At 43.6% G+C, this 10,549-nt stretch carries 10 protein-coding genes and 2 pseudogenes; 3 read left to right on the plus strand and 9 right to left on the minus strand.

Features of this window, described 5'->3' with window-relative positions:
• The coding region (locus tag ACED59_RS22575) for an Ig-like domain-containing protein (protein ID WP_371731382.1) at positions 1-771 on the plus strand (771 nt) is incomplete at its 5' end.
• A 585-nt stretch (positions 772-1,356) separates the two neighbouring features.
• Here ACED59_RS22575 and ACED59_RS22580 read toward each other — a convergent pair.
• Positions 1,357-2,250, minus strand: coding sequence for a dihydrodipicolinate synthase family protein (locus ACED59_RS22580; RefSeq protein WP_017100374.1), 894 nt, complete (start codon positions 2,248-2,250; stop codon positions 1,357-1,359).
• Between the two features lie 235 nt (positions 2,251-2,485).
• Here ACED59_RS22580 and ACED59_RS22585 point away from each other — a divergent pair.
• Positions 2,486-2,664: pseudogene (locus tag ACED59_RS22585) on the plus strand (IS256 family transposase); the annotation flags it as partial.
• Between the two features lie 9 nt (positions 2,665-2,673).
• Here the strand turns inward: ACED59_RS22585 and ACED59_RS22590 are convergent.
• The 8 genes from ACED59_RS22590 to ACED59_RS22625 form a co-directional block, all read right to left on the minus strand.
• Positions 2,674-3,606: a RimK family alpha-L-glutamate ligase gene (locus ACED59_RS22590; RefSeq protein WP_371705076.1), complete on the minus strand. Its 933-nt coding sequence runs from the start codon at positions 3,604-3,606 to the stop codon at positions 2,674-2,676.
• Positions 3,607-3,622: 16 nt separating this feature from the next.
• A complete protein-coding gene (locus tag ACED59_RS22595; RefSeq protein ID WP_017100376.1) occupies positions 3,623-4,363 on the minus strand; it encodes an SDR family NAD(P)-dependent oxidoreductase in 741 nt (246 codons plus the stop codon).
• 9 nt (positions 4,364-4,372) lie between these two features.
• Entirely contained in the window at positions 4,373-5,545 is a 1,173-nt protein-coding gene (locus tag ACED59_RS22600) for an MFS transporter (protein WP_017100377.1), read from the minus strand.
• Between the two features lie 88 nt (positions 5,546-5,633).
• Positions 5,634-6,623, minus strand: a complete 990-nt coding sequence (gene cysK, locus ACED59_RS22605) for a cysteine synthase A (RefSeq protein WP_371705075.1) — start codon at positions 6,621-6,623, stop codon at positions 5,634-5,636.
• A gap of 20 nt (positions 6,624-6,643) precedes the next feature.
• A complete protein-coding gene (locus tag ACED59_RS22610) occupies positions 6,644-7,417 on the minus strand; it encodes a YqcI/YcgG family protein (protein WP_017102335.1) in 774 nt (257 codons plus the stop codon).
• 2 nt (positions 7,418-7,419) lie between these two features.
• Positions 7,420-8,193 (minus strand): arginase family protein, encoded by a 774-nt coding sequence (locus ACED59_RS22615; RefSeq protein WP_237297817.1) that lies wholly within the window; start codon positions 8,191-8,193, stop codon positions 7,420-7,422.
• Between the two features lie 956 nt (positions 8,194-9,149).
• Positions 9,150-9,368 carry a hypothetical protein gene (locus ACED59_RS22620; RefSeq protein WP_139137543.1) on the minus strand — a complete coding sequence of 73 codons (219 nt, stop codon included), beginning with the start codon at positions 9,366-9,368 and terminating at the stop codon, positions 9,150-9,152.
• A 185-nt stretch (positions 9,369-9,553) separates the two neighbouring features.
• Entirely contained in the window at positions 9,554-9,736 is a 183-nt protein-coding gene (locus tag ACED59_RS22625) for a transposase (RefSeq protein WP_371731383.1), read from the minus strand.
• A 63-nt stretch (positions 9,737-9,799) separates the two neighbouring features.
• On the opposite strand from ACED59_RS22625, the pseudogene ACED59_RS22630 reads away from it, so the two are divergent.
• Positions 9,800-10,549 (plus strand): annotated as a pseudogene (locus ACED59_RS22630) (IS5 family transposase); the annotation flags it as partial.

Here is a 10,549-nt window from a genome sequence, read left to right on the forward strand (position 1 = left end):
CCCACGACGGTTGAGGCTTTCCTAGACGGAGTCACCAGTAACACAGTGGACGTGGAGGTGACCAATGCCATCGTCACCTCGCTCACCGTCACGCCTTCACAGGTCTTAGTCGCGAAAGGTCAAACACAACAGTTACTTGCAACAGCGACCTACAGTGATGGGACCTCATCAGATGTCAGCCGTTCGGTCACGTGGACACCGGATGAACCACAGACAGCAACGGTCACGCCTACTGGTTTATTGTCTGGGGACACAGTCGCCACCACGACGGTTGAGGCTTTCCTAGACGGAGTCACCAGTAACACAGTGGACGTGGATGTCTATGCATGTAGGAGTACGGGAGCTTCATGTCTTGACATCTTCGATACTGGTAGTGGGAAATTGTTTACAAATTCACCATCCAAAACGTTCCTAGATAGTAGAGGAGGCAGTACAAATAAAGGTTTTACACAAGAAATAGGAACTTCAGGTCCTACTGGGGATTTCTATATTTTCGATTGGAATAACGCAGATTCATTGTGTGACACATATAATTCCAAGAGTATTGCAGGACGAACCAACTGGCGTTTAGCTACTGTGAATGAGTTAAGGGGACTATTCAACACAAATGGAAATATGTTTACTGCTCGTGGCTGGGCAGTCAGGATAAATTACTGGACATCAACGTCTCGTGGTCCGGGCTATGCCAATATATCTCTCAGAAATGGTCACTCTGGGCTCACTATGCCGAGCGACGACTATCTTTACGCATCGTGTGTCTCTGTTCCTTAGCGGCAAACGTCTGAGTCTTAGATTTCTCTCTCAAAACCACCTACCTCGGTAGGTGGTTATATTAGTGATTTTAATAAAGTGCTTGGCAGGTACTTTAATACATTAGTTAGTTATCAAGATAAAACCTAGGCAGATAGATATTGAGATGAACTGGTAGTCTTCTTCGATGAAATAACCTACCAGAAGTGCCGAAGTATATTGATGATGTCAGCTAACTTAAATATCTTGGTTATACCTATTATTGGTATTGTTTCTGGATATTACCTTCTAAAAGAGGATGTTTTAGGTTTTGACTTATTAGGTATAAGTTTTTTGTTGTCGGCAATTGCCATCTGTAGTGGATAAGGGCATTTGGCCAACAACATGCAGGGTGGTCGTATGGTTGTAATACTAGAAGTAATCCGCAAAGTCAGGATGTTCTATGGTTCGTAACTCAGAAGTGTCCAGCTTCGTGCTGACAGGGTAGATCACATTTTACCCGTGGCAGCTAGATTAGTAAAAACACTGACACGGTTTTGCTCCAAAGCTTGCCATCTTGATTTTGGGTCGAAAAATCCCGTAAGAAATTTCACTCTACATATAGTGTTAAGCGAGATCTAACTCTGAGATAATTTCTTGCAGAATGAGCTTGGATTCACTATCTAATCCTGTCAAAGGGGTTGGTAAACATGGGGATTCAGCATAGCCTAATATTTCTGCCGCACTGACCATCACCCTCATGGCACCGAGATTATCTGAGAACAATTGCCACAGTCTGTCATATCTTAGAGAGAGTTCTTTCGCTTGCGCAGGGGAAGAAATTTTGGCTTGCTTAAATAAGTATAGAGCGGTGAGTGGGAACAAACCTGCTAGGACGGAATACCAAACGTCACATCCTGCTTGAATGCCATTTGAAGCGAATACGTCACCACTAACTCCAATCGTTACATTGCCTGGCAGTAGTTTTCTGAGAGCTTGAACTCGGCATCCACCCTGATCTTCAAATTGCGCACCAGGGAACTTTATTGACTGCACCATTTTTAGCTTTGCAATCTCAGCATGGAGTTCGTGACTAAAGGTAAAATGGGTAGCAGCTGGGTTGTCGTATACACAGATAGGTACCGAAACGCTCTCCGATACACGTCGATAGAGTTCATAGACTTCTTCATCGAATAACCGATGATAAGAAATAGGCGCGAGTAAAAGACCTTTTACGCCGAGCTGCTCTGCTTGCTCAGCATTAGCAAGCACATCCCTTAATCGTAGCGACCCGATGCCAGCCAAGACAGGAATTTCTCCTGCCATTTCAACTGCTGTAGCAATCGCGTTATGTTTCTCTGATGCGTTTAAATACGGATATAAACCTGTTGACCCTAAGGCACATATAGAATCAACCCTTGCGTTAATTAAACGGCCAAGAATCTGACTATAAGCGGTCACGTCGATTCGTTCATCCGACATCGGGGTGATCGGGAAAGCACTGATTCCTTTAAATATCATAGATAAATTCCTTTCATTATGTGTGTTTACCGAGTGTTATGCGACCATAATGAGCCTATCGCAAATACATTAAACAGGATGGTAAAGATAGACAATGATCTGCACAGCCAAGACTGGACACCAAATTAAGTGACTTTCCATACCTGTAGTTATTCATGACTTTCTAATTTAGCAAAGGTACTGATTTATTTTTGTCCAGAAACTTCATAGGCTAAATTTTTATCCGTCACTTTTTATCTCGAAAGCCGTCAACAAAAGTAAGCTATTCCCAACGGATGAAGTGGCAGGGAAGACGATCTTCTTAGCGATCCAGGATGTCTCCGTACAATGGACGATGCCCATATAAGCAAATGGCGACAAGTTCTGAACCGCTTTATAATTATGTTCGAAGACCGATTAACTGCTTATAGGTAACCAGGGCAGTTACAAAGAATCCTTTATATATACAGGCTTTGGGGCTTTATCAATAATCGACTGCACAAATATATCAACGCATTCAGGCGTAAGTGGTAGGCTTAGTGATGGTTCGGTTATCTCAAGTTCCAGCAGCGGCGGCCGACCATTTTTACCTTCAATGAAGTCTAATCTCGCGTACAGAAGTGGTTGAGAAAGACCAAGATTGCTTTGTACTAACCTCAATATACGCTTCGCCAACGCCTTCTCTTCACTATTCGCTTCTTTTAGCTTGCGAAATTCCATGTCCGGCGTTTTAGTCTCACCACGTTGTGCGAGCAAAGGTTCCTTCTTAATCGCATGTGAGTACGTATGATCAAAGTAAATCATGTTCGTTTCACCATGCTCTTCAATCGTATGTAGGTCTGGTTGAATAATGACGCCCTTACCTAGTCCTAATAGGTAACGCACATGCTGAGTTATTTTGTCTAAATCTTCGATGGACAGACGAATGACACCGAATGAATAGGCACCAACTGTTGGTTTAATCACGACTTCGTGAACTTTCCAGTAGTTATCTTGAAGATTAGCAACGGCTGCTTGAATCTCAGTTTCTGAGTAGATGATTTCTGTCGGGACAATTGGGACACCCTGCTTCTCGAGTTGTTTCAAATAACTCTTGTCTGAGTTCCATCTGATCACCGATAGAGGATTGAGCAGTACTGAACAATTTTCAACTTGTTGGCAAAATTCAATGAATGGCTCAATTTTCTCCATATAGGTCCACGGTGATCGCAGGACAACCACATCATACATAGCCCAATCGTGGTTGGGGCTATCCCAAAATATCACATCAACTTCCACGTCAGTACGCTTAAAAGCGTCCAGAATATAAGGCATATCATAGTCGACAGCTAGGCTATCACTATCTGAGACTAAAGCGACTTTCTTTGTTGCGAGCATTTAACTATTCCTTTTACTACCAGGGAAGAAGGGATTCCATGTGAATAAACTGACCACTCACTAAGCTGTCAGCATCAAGTGCCACTTTTATCGCTGTGAGGGCTCCTTCTTTTGGGGTTAACATCCCATCGCCATCGTTTAAGTCGGTCTTTGTATAGCCGGGATGGATGCTATTTACCGTTATCGAGGTATCTCGAAGCTCATAGGCGAGGTGAGCAGTCCAAGAATTGAGGGCACTTTTTGAGGCACTGTACGCTGGTAGAGATTTGAATTCATCCGTGTATGCGTATGATTTGGTGTCACTATGTAACGTCACCGATCCCAATAAGCTCGATACATTGAGGATTTTTCCTTTCATTGAGCGCTTGAGTAAAGGTAAAAAGCTGCGGGTTACGTTTACCGTACCAAACAAATTTGTATTGAACGTTTCAAACCATTTTATGAGTGGTTGTTCAGACGGCGGTGTGCCATATTCTTCAACCCTTATTGCTGCGTTGTTTATAAGTATATCGACCTTACCAAACAAGGTTTCAACGATATGGACGGCTTCTTTGATAGATTTGTCGTCGGTAATGTCCATACATAAGCAATAGACTTCGATACCTTGGAGGTTCAGGTTAGCAGCAGCCTCTTTAATTGCTGCTGCTTTTCTACCAGCAAGCAGTACCTTATGACCTTGCTTGCCAAGTTCTGCTGCAATTTCAAAACCGATCCCTCTGTTTGCTCCTGTAATGAGCGAAATCTGTGAGTCTGACATTCAGCCTTCCTAGCTCTTAACTTTCATAAAGTGAGTTTGTTTCTTCCCTTCTATCAACTTTCCGACGACAATAATGAAACAAAGAGCCAGTAGAAGTGTTAGAAAACTGAGTATCGCCATCCAGTTACCGAAGCGCTGCGCTATGAATCCGGACGTAATTACAGGTATCGAAAATCCGACATAAGAATAGATGTACATGCCAGCCGTAGAGCTTGCCTTGTCGATGTTATGGTTACTCGTAAACTTAAGTAGCCCCGCCATATATGTGAAACCATAACTTGAAAGGCTAGTGCAACTGGCTCCGAAAAGAATGATCGTGATAGATTCATGATAGTAGCCAAGTGCTATGAGGCTAAACCCAAATACCGTAAAGAAACATCCCAATATTAGGCTTGAGTTTGGGTGCAAGCGTTTAGCAATGTGTTGAGTCAAAAAACCAGTGCAAATAGATAGGAAAACCATTAAGCCAGTCCAATCGCTTAAACCCATCTCATTGAGAAGTATTGGTACGATTGCGATGACCATACCCGTTGTAGCCCAAGCTAACATCATGCCTAAACCATACGACCACGTGTTGGTGGGGAAGCAAGGCAATGTAATGAGTTTGAGATTTGGTTTTATGGTTTGGTTGCTCGGCAATCGAACCAGCAACAACAACAACAAAGAAACGAGTAGAAATAGACTGAGGTAACTGTATGGCAGCACTGTCATGCCAGCTACGTTTAGGCTCACACTTGTCGCAAGTGCACCACTACCAAACCCCAACGACGTAGACGCGGCCACTAGCAACGTACCAAATTTTTGTTCTCGTTCATCAATAAGGTCGTATATATACGCTGAGACTGAGGTTGTGGTTAAGGCGGTAGCAACACCCAATAGCAGTCTTGCGACAAATAACGAGGTCCAATTTGGCTGAATGACGAGCAATGCCGTTGCCCCCGCACTTAACAATAGTGCAAGGAATATGGGTTGCTTCCTACCTACTTTATTTGAAATACCCCCTAGCATTAATAGAGTAGGCAATAGACCCAATACATAGGCAGCAAAGGCGATGGCGACCGCCGCGGGGCCCATGTTACTGTTTTCGGCATAAACACTGTAAAGAGGTGCTTGAAGGTTTACAGAGTAGGTCACACAGAACATGACCAACGCCAACACACTTAATGAAATTCGTTTTTCCATACGAGTATTCCTTTCGTTGATAATTATCGTTGATAGCGTTTACATGTCACGTGTACTATTAACATAAATCCAGTATTTAGAGGGTGAACTATGCATTACATTCAGCTGTTATAGACTCTTCGCTCCAAGTTGTAATAAAAGGGTCCGTTTCTTCATTACCAAGTTGATCAAACAACTCAGTAGACAAATATCTTTCTCCTGTATCTGGTGCCATTGCCAATATCACGCTTCCTTTAGATGCAGATTTAGCCACTTCTAAAGCTGTAGCTACCGTTGCCCCGGCAGAGATACCAACAAGAATGCCTTCGTGACGAGCTAAGTCACGTGCCGTCGTGATCCCCAAATTTCCATCAACAGTGACAAGGTTATCCACCACACTCTTATCCAGCACACTTGGTATGAAATCTGGGGTCCAACCTTGGATGGGGTGAACTTTCCATTGGTCCTTTGCGAGGATCTGAGCACCTTTAGGTTCTGGGACGACAATTTCAACCTCCGGTCGTGCCACCTTCAGCATCTGTCCAATACCCGTAAGAGTTCCGCTTGTACCAAAGCCTGTGACAAAGTAATCCAAACGCTTACCAGAAAAATCACTGAGTATCTCACTTGCTGTCGTTTCACGATGATAAGCAGGGTTAGCTGGATTATCGAACTGGCGGGGTCTGAACCATCCATTCTGAGCTGCAAGCTGGTCGGCAATTCGATTACCGCCGCTACTACCTTGTTCACTTGGGAACAAGATGACTTCACCACCGTAAGCGCGAATTAGCTTCCTGCGTTCTAGCGAATATCCATCCCCCATTACGGCGATAAATTTGTCTCCTCTGGCTGCGGCAACCATGGCCAAGGCAATTCCAACATTACCTGAAGTGCATTCAATAATTGTGTCGTCTTTCTTGAGCAAACCTTTTGTTTCAGCGTCTAACACGATTGAGAGTGCAAGCCTATCTTTGACTGAACCAGCTGGGTTGAAAGACTCCACTTTGACATAAACCTCGACTCCCTTTGGAGCAAGATTGTTTAGTTTGACAATTGGAGTGCATCCAACAGTTTCTGTTATTGAGTTATATAAAGGCATCTACGTTCTCTCGTTAGTTTTTATTTGAAGGGACACAGTCTTGGTCGTTTCACACTAGCTTCTTGCAACTGATACTGACGCCATTCGAGGTTTTCTTCTTCTCCATAAAACCCCAACTCAGTTGGCATCACTCCGTTGTTGTATTTTTTGACACGATTTCGAATACGCTCTCGAGCCTGCCTGCCACCTTTCGTTTCACCATTAGCGACCATGTCAAAGACCTCCCTTGCGTTAATCACAAAATTAAGGCGTGAGCCGAGATTCCGATTTCTAAGCACTTGATGCTTGTCTGAGCTCATGTTGATAAACAGTTCGACACCATTAAAGCAGTATGTCCATTTAGATGCCTCGGGGTCGATAGGTATATGCCTAGGCCATTGAGCGACATCGTGCTCATGCGTCCAATTTAAGACTTCCCAACCAAGCTTGTGCGGTGCCATTGAAAGTGAAAGGTCCGGAGAAAAAAACACCACTAATGGCGAGAACATACGCTTATTAACTGGAGTGGAATTCAACATGTCCGTATAAGCAATCAGTCCATGCAAAAACGGGTAGTAAGTGTTGTGTTCATCCGACTCACAAAACAGCACTTGGATAGTCTTAGAGTTCCACGCTCTGCGGCTAAACAGGCAAGGGAACTCAGGGGCGCTGACTCTCTTACTGAATTCTTCCCACGCTTCCTTCTTCCAGTTTGAAAACTGATTCAGTTCTTGCAACAGTTCTGCATGTGTATACAAGGTTTTATGTTGCTCATTAGGCGCAAGAGCCGCAGGGTTAGTTTTGATGATTTCCATGACTATAAACTCTTATTTTTTTTGAATAGCGCATCCACGGCTTGAATGATGAGATCTAGTCCTTCTGTATTGGCTACTGACGAGTGGCTATCTGCACAGAACTCAGCAAGTTCTAAGCCCATAATTTGGTTGTTAGGAAGTGACTCGAATAGATCCAATAATTGGGCGACTTTCAAGCCTCCCTCGACTTTGAAGTCAGCGGAAATCTGCCCCGGGTCCATAACGTCCCAATCCACATGAACCCAGACTTTGGAATCACCAATGAATTTGATGACTGACTCTGGCGTCAGAGTTGAAGGGGGAAAGTGCATGAGACCTGCATTATTAACGTTGTTAAGTTCTTTTTCATCGATGTCATGTACGCCAATTAAAGCAACATTATTAGGTTTAACTCCCGCGCCAAAACCGCTATCCCACAGGCCGCATGTAGCAGCCAATACCATCCCGCCGAGATAACCGGTTTCTGTCGTTTCAGGGGTATTAAAGTCACTGTGTGCATCGATCCATAGGACCTTTATGTCAGGAAAAGTCGATGCAACAACGGGCAGTGTCGCTAAGCTCGCTGAGCAGGTATTTGATGCAAATAGGACAGGGCTATCGCCAGTGGCTAGTAAATGGGAGATTTTTGTCTGCAACAGAGCGAGGGTCTTTCGAGATTCCTGGAGTGCAACACTCCAATCATCCGATTTCGTAGGCGATCGTTGCCCTACGTAGTTAGGTGTAATGTCATAATATAGAGCAAGTTTATTTGCTGTGAGCTTTGCGCCCTCGAGCATACGATCTGCTCTGTCCGCGACACGTCCTTGAGAGCAGAGTATTTGAAAAGGCATTTAGAAAGACGTCCATATATTAAAAATGAAGTCTTTTTATAGCTCAGCTAGATAAATATAAAAAAATAATAATGATTATTTATTATCAAAATAACTTTCAATATTAATTGAATTAATAAAATCCCATATGTTATAAGGGTTTTTATTGACTTTCCGTATTCTCGTTTTAACGTGTTGTAGGTGAGTAAATTTGGCCACTAGGCTAGAGGTTTTACAAGACCTTAAATAATTCATGAAATATTAATTTAATAAAACGTGTAACTCAGAAATGTCCGGGCGACCTGAAGTCGTATGAAACGTTGTTCACCACGAAGGGTGAACCATCTGTACTACCAGATGCCCCTAGGAGCCTGAATAAAGAAGCGGCTCTGACAATGTAACGAAGCTTGGTTGTTGACTGAGCTGGAAGAATCGTTAGAGGACGTTCCTCCTGACAACCACAAGTCGGGTGAGTGCTAGGGGGGCAATATGATGAATATAATGAATCCATTTAAGGCGCGTTATATGATGAAGCAGCGGAAGTGGTTAATACGCTGTAGCCAAAAGGCAACGAGAGTCGGGAAGAGATTGGACATTACTCTTTCGTGGTCATTGCACTCTCCGCACCATTGTGGGCATCTAAGTTGACATTTTATGCGGCATACGGAACAGGGCAAGCCTGTATATCTCCCTATGGGAAAGCAGCCTGTAAAGGTTGCCGATAGGTATGCAGGTAAAGGAGGTTAGAAAAAGCGAATGCTACTTTGTAATGAAGTAGATACAGGTTATATCTGGCGCGAAAGCGAGCTGACTTCTAACTGGTCTCCCGTTGCGAGATAGCTTGAAGAACTTTATTAAAGAAGAAAAACAAATGATGATTTCGAATAAAATCAGTGCGTCTTCTGACAGCGAACCGTGGTTTCTTATTCATTAAATGGCCATTGGGGCAGTTTTAAAGCTTTAAGTGTGTATCGCAAAGGTAATTTTGTTACTGGGTGCTTAACGATGCCTTTGTGGAGGCTTGAGCCGTATGCAGTGAAAGTTGCACGTACGGTTCTGAGGAGGGAGGCATCTGGGAACAGGTGCCGCCTATCCGACAGAGGCGTTTTAGCGATAATCGCCGTTAACTGTAATTTCGTCATTTTTAGCCTGTATTCTGGAGTTAAAGTGCTCCTGGATAAGAGTAACTTGGCGTTCATGTAAAAACAGTGTGTTCAAATCTACACCCCTTTCAAGAGGGGCGTTTTTCATCGATAATTTAGGCTCTTAGCGAAAACAAATAGTAATCGGGAAGTATTCCAAAAAATGCCCCTGTATTTTCAATTTTTCACCACACAGCCAAGTTAAAAGATTTTCGCTTCTTAAGCTCAATAAGCCATGAACCAAAATATTTTTCGACCGACTTATCTTTCCATAAAATTGACCTTGCGGCATGGATAAATAGCGTTCTCAGTTCTTTATTTCCTCTTTTTGATATTCCAAGTAGCGTTAACTGGCTTTGTTGCGTAATTCAATGGAACTAAATCAAGAACCTACGATCTGATCAGCTACGTTCACTACCTCTCGTAGCTCTATGCCTAAACCTCTTTACAAAACAACCAACTGGAAGCAATACAACCAATCACTCATTAACCGTGGCTCTCTGACCTTTTGGATTGATGAAGAGGCGATAGCGGGTGGGCGCAAAGCAAACAGAATAAGCGCGGTAGGCCACGTCGATTCAGTGATTTAGCTATCACGACAGCACTCATGGTGAAACGCGTGTTTTCTATGCCACTGAGAGCGTTGCAAGGATTTATCAACTCGATATTTAGACTGGCCCATGTTCCATTAAGCTGTCCGCATTACACCTGCATCAGTCGTAGAGCAAAGCAAGTTGAGGTCTCATTTAAGACAAAAACGAAAGGAGCGATACAGCACCTAGCCATTGATGCGACTGGCCTAAAGGTTTATGGCGAAGGTGAATAGAAAGTCAAAAAACACGGGACAGATGGCAAGCGTAGAGTCTGGCGAAAGCTTCATATTGCCGTCGATACAAGCACTCATGTAATTATTGCAGCCGAGCTAAGTTTATCGACGGTTAGAGATGGGGAAGTACTCTCGAACTTACTGAAACAAACACGCCGAAGTATCCTTGAGGTGTCTGGTGATGGTACTTACGACACGAGAGCATGTCACGCTGCTATTAAGATTAAGCGAGCCGTTGCGCTTATTCCCCCAAGAGAAGGGGCTGCCTTCTTGGAGCGTGGTCATCCTCGAAATCTCGCAGTGGGTTGCCAGAAGTTATACGGCTCAAATAAGTATTGGAAAGAGCGGTATGGAT

This window comes from Vibrio sp. FF266 (assembly GCF_041439695.1).
GTDB lineage: Bacteria > Pseudomonadota > Gammaproteobacteria > Enterobacterales > Vibrionaceae > Vibrio > Vibrio tasmaniensis_A.

What these genes read in the sequence shown, in the direction of transcription:
- ACED59_RS22590 (WP_371705076.1), bottom strand. Translation starts at nt 3,606, where the DNA reads ATGCTCGCAACAAAGAAAGTCGCTTTAGTCTCAGATAGTGATAGCCTA.
- cysK (WP_371705075.1), bottom strand. Translation starts at nt 6,623, where the DNA reads ATGCCTTTATATAACTCAATAACAGAAACTGTTGGATGCACTCCAATT.
- ACED59_RS22580 (WP_017100374.1), bottom strand. Translation starts at nt 2,250, where the DNA reads ATGATATTTAAAGGAATCAGTGCTTTCCCGATCACCCCGATGTCGGAT.
- ACED59_RS22610 (WP_017102335.1), bottom strand. Translation starts at nt 7,417, where the DNA reads ATGGAAATCATCAAAACTAACCCTGCGGCTCTTGCGCCTAATGAGCAA.
- ACED59_RS22600 (WP_017100377.1), bottom strand. Translation starts at nt 5,545, where the DNA reads ATGGAAAAACGAATTTCATTAAGTGTGTTGGCGTTGGTCATGTTCTGT.
- ACED59_RS22615 (WP_237297817.1), bottom strand. Translation starts at nt 8,193, where the DNA reads ATGCTCGAGGGCGCAAAGCTCACAGCAAATAAACTTGCTCTATATTAT.
- ACED59_RS22620 (WP_139137543.1), bottom strand. Translation starts at nt 9,368, where the DNA reads ATGACGAAATTACAGTTAACGGCGATTATCGCTAAAACGCCTCTGTCG.
- ACED59_RS22595 (WP_017100376.1), bottom strand. Translation starts at nt 4,363, where the DNA reads ATGTCAGACTCACAGATTTCGCTCATTACAGGAGCAAACAGAGGGATC.